This is a genomic window from Pseudomonas sp. WMBT8, from assembly GCF_050916005.1.
In the GTDB taxonomy this organism is placed as follows: Bacteria; Pseudomonadota; Gammaproteobacteria; order Pseudomonadales; family Pseudomonadaceae; genus Aquipseudomonas.
The window spans coordinates 3624277-3638477 of sequence record NZ_CP188096.1 but is presented as its reverse complement, the minus strand read 5'-3'; the positions used below and the strand labels follow the sequence as shown (position 1 = coordinate 3638477).

At 61.2% G+C, this 14201-nt stretch carries 11 protein-coding genes; 7 read left to right on the top strand and 4 right to left on the bottom strand.

Features of this window, described 5'->3' with window-relative positions; genetic code table 11:
* Positions 1-315: 315 nt before the first annotated feature.
* The gene (gene acnB / locus ACO77H_RS16690) at positions 316-2925 is read right to left on the bottom strand and encodes a bifunctional aconitate hydratase 2/2-methylisocitrate dehydratase (RefSeq protein ID WP_169955792.1); all 2610 of its coding nucleotides are present in this window, start codon (positions 2923-2925) and stop codon (positions 316-318) included.
* Between the two features lie 395 nt (positions 2926-3320).
* On the opposite strand from acnB, the gene ACO77H_RS16685 reads away from it, so the two are divergent.
* Complete coding sequence (locus ACO77H_RS16685) at positions 3321-3791, top strand: DUF1289 domain-containing protein (protein WP_170041082.1); 471 nt, start codon at positions 3321-3323, stop codon at positions 3789-3791.
* Between the two features lie 790 nt (positions 3792-4581).
* Here ACO77H_RS16685 and ACO77H_RS16680 read toward each other — a convergent pair.
* Positions 4582-5448, bottom strand: a complete 867-nt coding sequence (locus ACO77H_RS16680; protein ID WP_170057123.1) for a universal stress protein — start codon at positions 5446-5448, stop codon at positions 4582-4584.
* Between the two features lie 157 nt (positions 5449-5605).
* On the opposite strand from ACO77H_RS16680, the gene ACO77H_RS16675 reads away from it, so the two are divergent.
* The 3 genes from ACO77H_RS16675 (at position 5606) to ACO77H_RS16665 (ending at position 8362) form a co-directional block, all read left to right on the top strand.
* Positions 5606-6208, top strand: a complete 603-nt coding sequence (locus ACO77H_RS16675; RefSeq protein WP_029294839.1) for a tRNA-(ms[2]io[6]A)-hydroxylase — start codon at positions 5606-5608, stop codon at positions 6206-6208.
* Between the two features lie 161 nt (positions 6209-6369).
* The gene (locus tag ACO77H_RS16670) at positions 6370-7077 is read left to right on the top strand and encodes a winged helix-turn-helix domain-containing protein (RefSeq protein WP_169957369.1); all 708 of its coding nucleotides are present in this window, start codon (positions 6370-6372) and stop codon (positions 7075-7077) included.
* 4 nt (positions 7078-7081) lie between these two features.
* Positions 7082-8362, top strand: coding sequence for an ATP-binding protein (locus ACO77H_RS16665; protein WP_169957368.1), 1281 nt, complete (start codon positions 7082-7084; stop codon positions 8360-8362).
* A gap of 562 nt (positions 8363-8924) precedes the next feature.
* Here ACO77H_RS16665 and ACO77H_RS16660 read toward each other — a convergent pair.
* Complete coding sequence (locus ACO77H_RS16660; RefSeq protein WP_432754310.1) at positions 8925-9716, bottom strand: MipA/OmpV family protein; 792 nt, start codon at positions 9714-9716, stop codon at positions 8925-8927.
* Positions 9717-9808: 92 nt separating this feature from the next.
* Positions 9809-10696, bottom strand: a complete 888-nt coding sequence (locus ACO77H_RS16655) for a LysR family transcriptional regulator (protein WP_170041597.1) — start codon at positions 10694-10696, stop codon at positions 9809-9811.
* 131 nt (positions 10697-10827) lie between these two features.
* Here ACO77H_RS16655 and ACO77H_RS16650 point away from each other — a divergent pair, with 131 nt between their 5' ends.
* Genes ACO77H_RS16650 through ACO77H_RS16640 form a run of 3 tightly spaced genes read left to right on the top strand, consistent with a single transcriptional unit; the run spans position 10828 to position 14198 of the window.
* Positions 10828-11646, top strand: a complete 819-nt coding sequence (locus ACO77H_RS16650) for an FAS1-like dehydratase domain-containing protein (protein ID WP_432754309.1) — start codon at positions 10828-10830, stop codon at positions 11644-11646.
* A gap of 28 nt (positions 11647-11674) precedes the next feature.
* Entirely contained in the window at positions 11675-12838 is a 1164-nt protein-coding gene (locus ACO77H_RS16645) for an acyl-CoA dehydrogenase family protein (protein ID WP_169957080.1), read from the top strand.
* A gap of 10 nt (positions 12839-12848) precedes the next feature.
* Positions 12849-14198 (top strand): MmgE/PrpD family protein, encoded by a 1350-nt coding sequence (locus ACO77H_RS16640; RefSeq protein ID WP_170057127.1) that lies wholly within the window; start codon positions 12849-12851, stop codon positions 14196-14198.
* Positions 14199-14201: the final 3 nt, after the last annotated feature.

Sequence of the window (14201 nt, the reverse complement as noted above, 5' to 3'; positions counted from 1 at the left end):
AACACACCTCCATTAATCACTTAAAAACGGGTGAGAGCGCCCCTGCCACCGGGTTCGGGCATCGAGGACAAGGTTTGGCTGTTTTTATTAGAAGTAGTACGGCATACAGCGCGAGTACATCCAAAGCAGGCAGATCCCATGACGCGGGCATCAGGGTGTAGAGAGTTTCGGTCTTCAAGGTGTGGCGGGACAACTACCTGATCTGGTAGGTCGTGGGAGAAAGGTCGTCGACAGCCAGTGCCTGGCAGATTTTTCCAGGCATAAAAAAACGCCGCGTACCTTGCGATACGCGGCGTTCTTCACATCAACACACCCTTAGGCTTGAACCACCGGGATGTTGGCGCTTGCTGCGATTTTGCGGAACTCGGCGATCTGGTCGAAGTTCAGGTAGCGGTAGACGTCACTGGCCATGGTGTCCAGTTTCGCCGCGTAGCCCATGTACTCTTCGACGGTCGGCAAGCGACCCAGGGTGGAAGCGACTGCCGCCAACTCGGCCGAAGCCAGGTAGACGTTCGCGCCATCACCCAGACGGTTCGGGAAGTTACGGGTCGAAGTCGACACTACAGTGGAGTTCGGCTCAACACGAGCCTGGTTACCCATGCACAGCGAGCAGCCCGGCATTTCCATGCGCGCGCCAGCCTTGCCGTAGATGCCGTAGTAGCCTTCTTCGGTCAGTTGGTGAGCATCCATCTTGGTCGGCGGCGACAGCCACAGACGGGTTGGCAGCTGACCCTTGACCTGCTCCAGCAACTTACCGGCAGCGCGGAAGTGACCGATGTTGGTCATGCACGAACCGATAAACACTTCGTCGATCTTCTCGCCAGCAACGCTGGACAGCAGACGGGCGTCGTCCGGGTCGTTTGGCGCGCAGAGGATTGGCTCGTTGATTTCAGCCAGGTCGATCTCGATGACTTCGGCGTATTCGGCGTCGGCATCGGCTTCCATCAGCTCAGGGTTGGCAACCCAGGCTTCCATCGCTTGGGCACGGCGTTCCAGGGTACGTGCATCACCGTAGCCTTCACCGATCATCCAGCGCAGCAGGGTGATGTTGGAGTTCAGGTACTCGGTGACGGAGTCTTTGGACAGCTTGATGGTGCAACCGGCAGCCGAACGTTCGGCCGAGGCGTCGGACAGCTCGAAAGCCTGCTCCAGCGTCAGGTCGTTCAGGCCTTCGATTTCCAGGATGCGGCCGGAGAAGGCGTTTTTCTTGCCTTTCTTCTCAACGGTCAGCAGGCCGGACTGGATCGCGTAGTAAGGGATGGCATGCACCAGGTCACGCAGGGTGATGCCAGGTTTCATTTTGCCTTTGAAGCGCACCAGGATCGATTCCGGCATGTCCAGTGGCATTACGCCAGTGGCTGCGGCGAACGCTACCAGGCCAGAACCGGCCGGGAACGAAATGCCCATCGGGAAACGGGTGTGGGAGTCACCACCGGTACCCACGGTGTCCGGCAGCAGCATGCGGTTCAGCCAGCTGTGGATGATGCCGTCGCCCGGACGCAGCGATACACCGCCACGGGTCATGATGAAGTCAGGCAGGGTGTGGTGGGTGGTCACGTCGATCGGCTTTGGATAGGCCGCGGTGTGGCAGAAGGACTGCATCACCAGATCGGTCGAGAAGCCCAGGCATGCCAGGTCCTTGAGTTCGTCACGGGTCATGGGGCCAGTAGTGTCCTGGGAACCCACGGTGGTCATCTTCGGTTCGCAGTAGGTGCCTGGACGAACGCCTTTGCCTTCTGGCAGACCGCAAGCCTTGCCGACCATTTTCTGGGCCAGGGTGAAACCCTTGCCGGTGTCGACAGGGGCTTCAGGCAGCTTGAACAGGTCGGTAGGACCAAGACCCAGCTCGGCGCGAGCCTTCTCGGTCAGGCCACGGCCGATGATCAGCGGGATACGGCCGCCGGCACGAACTTCGTCCAACAGGACCGGAGTCTTCATTTCGAAGGTGGTCAGGACTTCATCGGTGCCGTGCTTGCAGACTTTGCCAGCATGCGGGTACAGGTCGATCACGTCGCCCATGTGCATGTTGGTGACGTCGAATTCGATTGGCAGTGCGCCAGCATCTTCCATGGTGTTGTAGAAGATGGGAGCGATCTTGCTGCCGAAGCAGAAGCCGCCGGCGCGCTTGTTAGGCACATAAGGTACGTCGTCGCCGAAGAACCACAGTACCGAGTTGGTCGCCGACTTACGGGACGAACCGGTACCGACCACGTCACCGACGTAGGCGATCGGGAAGCCCTGGCCGCGCATTTCTTCGATCTGCTTCATCGGGCCGGTCTTGCCTTGCTCGTCCGGCACGATGCCTTCACGGGCCATTTTCAGCATGGCCAGGGCGTGCAGCGGGATGTCAGGACGGGACCAGGCATCGGGAGCAGGGGACAGGTCGTCGGTGTTGGTTTCGCCGGTGACCTTGAACACGCGCAGGCTGATCTTGTCGGCCAGGGTCGGGCGGTTCTTGAACCACTCGCCGTCGGCCCAGGACTGGATCACTTCCTTGGCGTGCTGGTTGCCGTTCTTGGCTTTTTCCGCGACGTCGTGGAACGCATCGAACATCAGCAGGGTGTGCTTGAGCTGGGCAGCTGCAACGGCCGCCAGTTCGGCGTCGTCCAACAGCTCGACCAGGGTCACGATGTTGTAGCCGCCTTGCATGGTGCCGAGCAGTTCAACAGCGCGTTTTTTGTCGATCAGGGGAGAAGAAACTTCGCCCTTGGCCAGGGCAGACAGGAAACCGGCCTTGACGTAGGCAGCTTCGTCAACGCCTGGTGGAATGCGGTTGGTGATCAGGTCAACGAGGAACTCTTCTTCGCCAGCCGGGGGATTTTTCAGCAGCTCGACCAGGCCTGCGGTTTGTTCGGCGTTTAGCGGCTGGGGAACGATACCCAGGGCTGCACGCTCTTCGATATGTTTGCGGTAGGCTTCAAGCACAGTTATTACCCTCATCAGTGGTCCCACGGGACGCTCATCCAGACATGCACGGCACGCATGCGCTCGAGGGCTTTTTGGGCCGTAGAGCCAGCGCTGCCGGCATTTCTCACAGAAGCTGCTTTCAAAGTTTTACGCCTGCAGAACGGAGCTGATGAGGGTTGGTGCTGGTTATTTGGAGGGTAAATAACCAGCGCCAACACCGTTCTGAAGGAACGACTGTGCTCGTGACGCTTTGAAAACAGCTTCCAACGGATTATTTGGCGCCTTACAAGGCCGGATGATTCTACGGCAAAAAATTTCTAAAGGTAAGTTGCCGCAGCAAGTTTGCAGGGTGATGAACCTTAGACAAAGGGCTAACATGGGCCACTGTTTCGCTGATTTGTGCGCTGCCACCCATGTCCAATCACACCATCAAGACCCCCTGCATCGGCCTGTGCTCCACGGTTTACGGCGATCTCGTGTGCCGGGGCTGCAAGCGTTTCCACCACGAAGTGATCCAGTGGAACGGCTATGGCGAGGAAGAAAAGCGCGCAGTATGGCTGCGGCTTGAGCAACTGCTGGTGCAGGTGATGGCGGGCAAACTGGAGGTGTTCGACCCCAAACGGCTGCGCTGGCAGTTGGAACAGCGCAAAATTCGCTTTGTGCCGCACCAGTCCGAATACTGCTGGGCCTACCAGTTGATCGCCCGGGGCGCCCGGGTGATCAACAATCTGGACGCCTATGGCATGGTGCTGATGCCCGAGTTTCGCGACTGGAACCTGCCGGAACTGCGCGATGCCATTGATCGGGAGTTTTTTATCCTGTCCGAAGCGCATTACCAGCGCTACATCGCGCCAGGCTTCCTCAAGGATGCACTAGGCCACTGACTGTCGCTGATCAACCTGTGGGAGCGGGCTCGCCCGCGATGGCGCCAGTTCAGTCAGGTATATATCAACTGACCCACCGCTATCGCAGGCAAGCCAGCTCCCACAATTGTTCTGTGGTGTGGCCAAAATATCCTGCCCTGCCAAGATCCCCTGTAGGAGCGGGCTCGCCCGCGATGGCGCCAGTTCAGTCAGAGTTGTATCAACTGACCTAGCGCTATCGCAGGCAAGCCAGCTCCCACAGTTGTTCTGCGGTGTGGCCAAAATATCCTGCCCTGCCAAGATCCCCTGTAGGAGCGGGCTCGCCCGCGATGGCGCCAGTTCAGTCAGGGATATATCAACTGACCCACCGCAATCGCAGGCAAGCCAGCTCCCACATTTGTTCTGTGGTGTGGCCAAAATATCCGGCCCTGCCAAGATCCCCTGTAGGAGCGGGCTTGCCCGCGATGGCGCCAGTTCAGTCAGGGATACATCAACTGACCCACCGCCATCGCAGGCAAGCCAGCTCCTACAATTGTTCTGTGGTGTGGCCAAAATATCCTGCCCTGCCAAGATCCCCTGTAGGAGCGGGCTTGCCCGCGATGGCGCCAGTTCAGTCAGAGTTGCATCAACTGACCCACCGCTATCGCAGGCAAGCCAGCTCCCACATTTGCTCTGGGGTGTGGCCAAAATATCCTGCCCTGCCAAGATCCCCTGTAGGAGCGGGCTCGCCCGCGATGGCGCCAGTTCAGTCAGGGATGTATCAACTGACCCGCCGCCATCGCGAGCAATCCCGCTCGCACATGTTTGATCTTCATTTTGCCTTGCTGGCCAGTTCCTCCAGGTGATCGATGATGCTCTGGGGCTTGAGTACCAGCACGTCGCTCTCCAGTGCATCGAGCACCACTTCCGCTGTATTGCCGATCAGCGCCCCGGAAATCCCGGTGCGTGCCACGGTGCCTATGATCGTGACCGCCGCGCGCAGTTTATGGGCGGCATGGGGGATCAGCACATCGGCCGGACCTTCTTCGATGTGCAGCCGGCTGTCGTCAATGTCGAACTCGGCCTGGAACGCCTTGCACTGCTCGCGATAGCGGGCCTCGATGGTTTCCTTGAGTTGAAACACCGGGTCAGCTGCCGACAGCATGGGCGACGGATGGGCGCTGATCACATGTAACTGGCCCTTGGCCAGGCTGGCGATGTCAAAACCATGATCGACGATGGCGGCGTGCAGGGCTTTATGCTCGTTATCGAGGTTGCCCACGTCGATGGCCGCCAGGATCACCCCGTCGGTCCATGGGGTCGCTGTCTTGACCAGCAGCACGGCGGCCGGGCACAAGCGCAGCAGTTTCCAGTCTTCGGGTGTCAGCAGGGCCTTTTTCAGCGGGCTGTCGGGGTAGTGCTGCTTGATCACCAGCTTGCAGCTCTCGCTCTGCTGCACCCTGATGATGGTTTTATGCATGTTGTTGTGCCAGGCCTGTTCGGTGCTGACGCTATAGCCATCCTCTTGCAAGCCGGCCTTGAGCAAGCTCAACAAGGCCGAATGCTCATGCTTTTCATCGCACACCAGCAAATGCAAGTGAGCGTCGGTCACCCCGGCGATCAGCTTGGCGCGCTTGAGCGCCAGGCTTTCCGAGTGTTCGGGCTCGATGATCACCAGGATTTTGCCAATTTCGTTCATGAGCGGGATCTCCAAGGGTGGGAAGGGCAAGGCTTCGAACAACTATAGTTGTTGCCCGCCGTACGTCATGTTGATGCACATCAAGGCCCGTGACTGGTGGTCTGCGGCGGGGTCGGTATAATCGGCGGCCTTTTGTGATCCTTTGCCCGTGAGCCCGATGAACCTGCCCGAAATCCATGAATTCCTCGGTTGCCGCACCCCTGACGCCTGGGTCCAGGCCGCACTGGCCGACCAGGAAACCCTGCTGATCGACCACAAGAATTGCGAGTTCAAGGCCGCCAGCACCGCCTTGAGCCTGATTGCCAAGTACCACTCCCATGTTGACCTGATCAACATGATGTCGCGCCTGGCCCGCGAAGAACTGGTCCACCACGAGCAAGTCATGCGCTTGATGAAAAAGCGCAAGATCGAACTGCGCCAACTGCACGCCAGCCGCTATGCCTCGGGCTTGCGCAAAGTGGTGCGCAGCCACGAGCCGGTGAAACTGGTGGATACCCTGGTGGTGGGCGCCTTTATCGAAGCGCGCAGTTGCGAGCGTTTCGAAGCACTGGTGCCGCATTTGGACGAAGAACTCGGCAAGTTCTACTTTGGCCTGCTGAAAAGCGAGGCGCGACACTTTCAGGGCTATCTGAAGCTGGCCTATCAATACGGCGATGCCAAGGATGTTGCCCAAGTGATCGAGCGGGTCCGCGCCGCTGAGCAGGAACTGATCGAATCACCGGACGTCGAGTTCCGTTTCCACAGCGGCGTGCCGGCCTGATCTCAAACGCCCGTGAAAGACTGCGGGCTATTTGTAAAAAACTCTTAAAAACATGAAGTTTGCGTCAAAGCCCTGCTGTATGGGGCCCTGCGTGCGCTTGTGGATCGCTGTTGCCCACTATAATGCGCGCACTTCAATCGGCGCTGGCACAGTGGAAACTTATGGAAAACTTGGGTCTGGGCAAGGTCCTGCTCGTTGAGGACGATGAGAAGCTGGCAGGGCTGATCGCGCATTTTCTGTCACAGCATGGCTTTGAAGTGCGCGTGGTGCACCGGGGCGATGAGGCGTTGGCGGTGTTCCTGGCGTTCAAACCGAAGATCGTCGTGCTCGACCTGATGCTGCCCGGCCAGAGCGGCCTGCATGTGTGCCGCGAGATCCGCAATGTGTCCGACACCCCCATCGTGATCCTCACCGCCAAGGAAGACGACCTGGACCATATCCTCGGCCTGGAGTCCGGCGCCGATGACTATGTGATCAAGCCGATCAAGCCGCCGGTGTTGCTGGCACGCTTGCGGGCCTTGCAGCGCCGCCATCTGCCGGAGCCGACAGTGCGCGGCTCCCTGGCGTTCGGCCAGTTGGCGATTGACCGCAGTTGCCGAGGGGTGAGCCTGGGTGACGAAAAGATCGACCTGACCACCATGGAATTCGAGCTGCTGTGGTTACTGGCCAGCAGTGCGGGCAAGATCCTCTCGCGTGACGATATCCTCAACCGCATGCGCGGGATCGCCTTTGACGGGCTCAACCGCAGTGTCGATGTGTATATCAGCAAGCTGCGCAACAAACTCAATGACAACCCCCGTGAGCCGGTGTGCATCAAGACCATCTGGGGCAAGGGCTACCTGTTCAACCCGTTTGCCTGGGAGGTCTAGCCCGATGTTGCGCCTGTTCCTGCGTCTGTACATCATCCTGGCCCTGGGCCTGGCCGGGGCAATCTGGTTGGTGAACTACACCTTCGACGAATTGCTGCCCGAAGCCAACGAAACCTACAACCGCGAAGCCATGCGCGGCCCGGCCTACGGCCTGGTGGAGCAATTACGCCCGTTGCCGGCGGGCGCCGCTCGCGAGGCGCGCCTGGCCGAGCTGCAAAAGCACTATGGATTGCGCCTGGGTTTTATCGACCGCAAGGCGGCGGGATTCGACCCTCGCGAGCAACAAATACTGGCTGACGGCAAGTTGGTGGTGCGCGGCGACTTCATGGAGTTCATCACCGAAATCGACGGCGGCGCGCAGTTGCTCCAGGTCAAACTCCCGGTGGAACCGCGCTGGCTGTACCTGTGGGCCTATAGCCTGTTGGGCCTGTGCCTGGCCATCGTCCTGTATTTCTGGGTGCGCCCGCATTGGCGCGACCTGGAGCATATCCGCGTGGCGGCCCAGGGTTTTGGTAACAATGACCTGGGCTCGCGCATCTTGCTGCCACGGCGCTCGAGCGTGCGCGAGCTGGCCGGGCACTTCAACCAGATGGCCGAGCGCATCGAGCACCTTATCGCCAACCAGCGTGAGCTGACCAACGCGGTGTCCCATGAGTTGCGCACCCCGATTGCGCGCTTGTCGTTTGAGCTCGATCAACTCAAGCAGGAAGCCGACCCGCGCCAGAGCCGCGCGCTGATTGGCGACATGTACGCCGACCTCGGCGAGCTGGAGGATATGGTTTCTGAGCTGTTGACCTACGCCAGTCTTGAGCGTGGCGCGACGCAGGTCACCCGCGAGAATATCGAGGCGCAAAGCTGGCTCGACAGTGTGATCGGCAGCGTGGCCCTGGAAGCCGAGGCCGAAGGCGTGCAGTTGTCGCTGCGCACCTGTGAAGTTGATTTCATCCAGATCGAACCACGGTTTATGGCGCGCGCGGTGATCAACCTGCTGCGCAATGCCATTCGTTACGCGGAGCAGCGGGTAGAGGTATCGCTGGTCAAATTTGGCAGTGGCTACGAGGTACGGGTGTGCGACGACGGCCCCGGCGTACCCGAAGACGGCCGGGAGAAAATCTTTCAGCCGTTTATGCGCCTGGACGCCAGCCGCGACCGCCGCACCGGCGGCTTTGGCCTGGGCCTGGCGCTGGTGCAGCGGGTCAGCCAGTGGCATGGCGGACAGGTGCAGGTGCTGGATTCGCAGTGGGGCGGGGCGTCGTTCCGCATGACCTGGGCCTACGCCGACTAACCTTTTGCAAACTCATGAAGGTTGTAAATGTGGGGCTGGCTAGTCGGGTCGCCGCCTCGCTGCGATGGTCGTAAACGATGACGTTGGGTACCTGACACTCTGTGGCGATCTATTGGGCCGCCATCGCAGGCAAGCCAGCTCCCACAGGCGAATGCAGCTTCGCGCTCTGGCTTTGCTGTTGCTCTGCTTTTGATCTGGCTTTTGATCTTAGGCGCCCCGTTAAACCACGATGGCCGCAGGCAGGTATTGCGCAGTGGGCACCCCGGCATGGATGCCGGGGTAGCCGCGACACGGCCATGGATGGCCGATCGCGGCGGGCCCACGGAGCAATGCCTGACTGCGGGCATGCCGAGCCTAGGCGAGGCACCGAGTGGTGGGGCAAAAGCGCTTTGGTTACTTTCGCGCTCTTCGAAAGTGACCCGCCGTAAGGGCGGAACCCTAAGTGGCCGTAACCGCAGCAATGGATATATACACCCCCCCAACAACCCAAAAAGAGCGAATGATCATCGCAGCAATGCGGCGACCGGCAAGCCAGCCCCCCCTGTCTGATTGGGTTTGCAAATCAAAAGCTGTAGTTCAACACACCCATCACCGACGTCTGCATCCTGCGTTCCACAATCGGGCTTTTGCCCGCATCACCGGACAAATACTGCACATCCAGCAAGGTCGAGAAGGTTGTGTGGTCGCCCAACGGCACGCTCCAATCGAGGTTCAAGCCCCGGCTGACCATCCCACCCTTGGCGTCATACGCGCGAAAGCGGCTGCTTTGGGCTTGGCCGGTGGTCACGCCATACCAGGTCTGCACATAGTTGCCATCGCCAAAGCGGCTGTTGAGGCTGGCGTCCACGGTGCCGTAGTCACCGTCATACAGGTTGGTGCCAATGCTCAGCTCCAGGGAGGTAAACGCCTTGCCGCTGTCTTTTTTATCGTCTTGCTCCAGCGCATGTTCCAGGGTCGCGCCGAGGATTGCGGTGCCCAGGGTATAGCTGGCACTCACACCGAACTGCGGCCGCGACTTGATTTGACCCATGCCCTTGAGCCGGTCAGAGCCCAGGTGGGTGCTTTTTTTCTGGTCTTTGCGCGCAGTGCTGGCGCCGACATAGGCGCTGAAGCTGAGCCGCTCATCCTCATAACCCCAGCCCAGCCCCTTGTTGGTATCGAGAAAAATCCCCCACGGGCTGACGACATTTGCGCCGAGCATGGGCGCGGTCATGCGCTCATTGCTGCCGCTGTAGCGCGGCAGGTTGGCTGCCCCGGCTTGCAGGCTGTATTGCCAGTCGGCGGCGGCTGACAGTTGGGTGCAGCTGATCAGGCACACAGAAGTGGCAGCGAGGTAGATCGTTTTTGAACGCATGATGGCCTTCGTCGTTCCAAGGGAGGCTCAAATCCTAGGGACGGCGGGGGCAGGGGTCTTTGACAGCTTTGTCGGGAAACTGTCAAAGACTGTTAAACGGCTGGCCTCAGGGTCGCAATCAGCGCGCGGATCGCGCCCGGCAGGGCATCCAGTTCGCGTACCAGGATGCTGCGTTCGCGCACCGCCCAGCTTTCATCAAGCTTGATGCTCACCAGTTGCATGGTTCGACTGTGCCGCACGGCGGCGGACTCGGGGATGATGCCGATGCCGACTCCGGCCTCGACCATGCGGCAGATGGCTTCGAAACTCGACATCTGGATGCGCAGGGACAGTTGCTTGCCCAGGTGCTCGACGTGTTCACGCAAGAAGCTGAGCAAGGTGCTGCCTTCGTGCAGGCCAATATGCTGATAGGCCAGGGTCTGTTCCAGGGTCACTGACGGCTGGTTGGCCAGGGGATGGCCCACCGGCACCGTCAGCACTAGGTGGTCAGTGCTGAAGTGCAAGACCTGCAAGCCCGGCGCCTGCACGGGGCCGGCGATGATGCCCATGTCACTGGTGCCGTCGAGCACCCCGCGCACGATGTCACGGGACAGGCGCTCCTGCAGGTCGACCGTCACGCCGGGGCGCTGGGAGAGGAAGCCAGCGAGGATTTCCGGGAGAAACTCGGTGACTGCGGTGGTATTGGCAAAGATACGGATATGCCCGGCGGAGTCGGCGCCATATTGGGTGAATTCGCTTTTCAGGTAATCGACCTGGCGCATGATCAGCCGCGCGTGGTGCAGCAGCCGTTCACCGGCCGGGGTGACTTCCACGCCGCGACTGTCGCGGTACAGCAGGCGCGTATCCAACTGGCCCTCCAGGGCCTTGATCCGTGCACTGGCGGCTGCCGGCGAGAGGAACGCACGCTTGGCACCCTGGGTCAGGCTGGGGGATTCGGCGATATGGATAAACAGGCGCAGGTCGGCCAGGTCGAAGTGCATGCAAGGCTCCCAGGTGAAGATAGCGGCGTTCAGCATAGCCGAACGCTGGTTTATTGAAATGCAAATTCTCAGAACGGCCAGGCGCTTGCATGATCCGGGGCAGACACTCACTGCCCGAGGACCTGCCCCCGATGAGCGCCACTGATTGGATTGGCCGAAGCGAAACCGCCCACGACCATTTGAGCCGTAACCTACTCAAGCGTATTGCCGCCACCTTCGGCGAGGCGGTGCCGGACGACGGAGCAGATTTACCACCGCTATGGCAGTGGTGCTTCTTCCAGGACCCGCTGGCGGAAACCGCCCTGGGCGCCGACGGCCACCCGGCCCGTGGCGGCTTCCTGCCGCCGGCCGATAACCGCAACCGCATGTGGGCCGGTGGGCGTATCGAGTTCCTGCACGCCTTGCGTGCCGGTGAGGCGGCGACCCGCGTGTCGACCATCACCCAGGTCGAGGAAAAGACCGGGCGCAGCGGTTCGTTGCTGTTTGTCACCGTGCGCCACGACTACTCCCAGGAGGGCCGCCTGGCAATCCGAGAGGAACAGGATATCGTCTACCGCGAGCCCACACCGCCCAAGGCCGGCAGCGGCGATGCCCTGGCCCGGGGCGACTGGTGTGAGGCGATCGAGCCCACGCCGACCTTGCTGTTTCGCTACAGCGCCGTGACCTTCAACGGTCACCGCATTCACTACGACTACCCCTACGTGACCGGCACCGAAGGCTATGCGGGGCTGGTGGTGCATGGGCCGCTGATCGCCACCTTGAGCCTGCGCGCCTTTTGCCGGGCACATCCCGAAGCCACCTTGCGCCGTTTTGCCTATCGCGGCGTGCGTCCGTTGATTGCGCCACAGGCGTTTGAGGTGGGCGGGCGAGTGACGGCGGCCGGTGTCGCCCAGCTGTGGGCCGGTAACGCTGCTGGCCTGGCGCAGCAGGCTGAAGCGCATTTCGAATAATCCAAGAACAACAGGCGGAGAGCCGTTAATGAACCCCCATGACAACGAAGAACTCAACGCTATTCGCGAAGGCGTGCGCGCCTTGTGCGCTGAATTCGACGCCGCTTACTGGCGCAAAATCGATGAAGAAAAGGGTTTCCCCGAAGCCTTCGTCAAGGCCCTGACGGACGCCGGCTGGCTGTCGGCGATGATTCCTGAGCAATACGGCGGCTCCGGCCTGGGCCTGGCCGAAGCCTCGGTGATCCTCGAGGAGGTCAACCGCTGCGGCGGCAACTCCGGCACCGTCCATGGCCAGATGTACAACATGTTCACCCTGTTGCGTCATGGCAGCGAGGCGCAAAAGCGCTTCTACCTGCCCAAGCTGGCCAGCGGTGAATTGCGCCTGCAGTCCATGGGCGTTACCGAGCCCACCACCGGCACCGACACCACCAAGATCAAGACCACCGCGATTCGGCGCGGCGACAACTACGTGATCAACGGGCAAAAGGTGTGGATCTCGCGGGTGCAGCATTCCGACCTGATGATCCTGCTGGCGCGTACCACGCCGCTGGCCGAGGTGAAGAAAAAGTCCGAGGGTATGTCGATCTTCCTGGTGGACCTGCGCGCGGCCATCGGCAACGGCCTGACCGTGCAGCCCATCGCCAATATGGTCAACCACGAGACCAACGAGTTGTTCTTTGACAACCTCGAGCTGCCCCTCGACAGCTTGATCGGCGAGGAGGGCAAGGGCTTCAAATACATCCTTGACGGCCTCAACGCCGAACGCACGCTGATCGCCGCCGAATGCATCGGCGATGGCCGCTGGTTTATCGAAAAGGCCAGTGCCTATGCCCGCGACCGCGTGGTGTTTGGCCGGCCCATCGGGCAGAACCAGGGGGTGCAGTTCCCGATTGCCGAAGCCCATATCGAAATCGAGGCGGCGGACCTGATGCGCTGGCGTGCCTGCGAGGAATACGACCGCGGCGTCAATGCTGGGGCCAGCGCCAATATGGCCAAGTACCTGGCGGCCAAGGCGTCCTGGGAAGCGGCCAACGCCTGCCTGCAAACCCACGGCGGCTTCGGGTTTGCCTGCGAGTACGACGTGGAGCGCAAATTCCGCGAGACGCGCCTGTACCAGGTGGCGCCGATCTCCACCAACCTGATCCTGTCGTACGTGGCCGAGCATCTGCTCGAGCTGCCACGCAGCTTCTGAGGGCCTGAGCATGAGCCATACCCAAGCCTTGTGCCGGTTCCTCGCCGAGTTGAATGACGCGCAATTGCCCGACGCGGTGCTGGCGCGTATCGAAGAACTGTATCTGGATTGGCTGGCCTCGGCGCTGGCCAGCCAAGGTTCGCACCCGATTCCCTTGTTCGAGCGCTATGCACAAAAGATGGGCCCGGCCACCGGGCCTTCGCAGATAATCGTCAACGGTGGCAGCAGCAGCGCGTATTTTGCCGCGCTGGTCAACGCGGCCTCATCGCACCTGGTGGAGCAGGACGACCTGCACAACAGCTCGGTGCTGCACCCGGCGACGGTGGTGTTTCCCGCTGCCCTGGCCGCCGCGCAAGATCTCGGCAAATCCGGTCGCGAGTTGTTGTTGGCCGCGGTGGCCGGTTATGAGGCCGGGATTCGCATCGGCGAGTTCATGGGCCGTTCCCACTACCGGATCTTCCACACCACGGCCACAGTCGGCACCCTGGCGGCGGCGGTGGCCGTGGGCAAGTTGCTGGACTTCAACGAAGAACAATTCATCAACCTGCTCGGTAGCGCCGGCACCCAGGCCGCCGGGCTCTGGGAGTTCCTGCGCGATGCGGCTGATTCCAAGCAGTTGCACACCGCCAAGGCCGCAGCGGATGGCTTGCTGGCCGCGTACCTGACGGCGGATGGCCTGAGCGGTGCGCGCAATATCCTCGAAGGCGAGCAGGGTTTGGCGGCGGGTATGTCCACTGACGCCGAGCCGGGCAAATTGTCCGCGGGCCTCGGTAGCCGCTGGGCGCTGCTGGAAACCTCGTTCAAGTTCCACGCTTCGTGCCGCCATACCCACCCGGCCGCCGATGCGTTGCTGGACTTGATGCAGCGCGAAGGCCTGGCCGCTGCGGATATCGCCAGGGTCGAGACCCGCGTGTACCAAGGCGCTATTGATGTGCTCGGCCGCGTGACCGTACCGGCCACCGTGCACCAGGCCAAGTTCTCCATGGGCACCGTGCTCGGCCTGATTGCTGTGCACGGCAAAGCCGGGCTTACCGAGTTTCATCAGTGGGCCCTGAGCGATCCCGCCGTCGCTGCGTTCCGCGACAAGGTCAGCATGATCTTCGACCGCGCAGTCGACGACGCCTATCCGCAGCGCTGGCTGGGCCGCGTCACCGTGACCTGCGTCGATGGCCGCACGTTGCATGGTGCGATTGACGAGCCCAAGGGCGACCCGGGCAACACCCTGGACCGAGTGCAGTTGGCGGACAAGTTCCAGCGCCTCTGCCAGTTCAGCGGCGCCCGCACGCCGGCCCAGGCCAGCGCCTTGATCGAAAAAGTCTGGAACCTGCGCAACGCCGTATCCATGGCCCATTGGCTTTGAGGA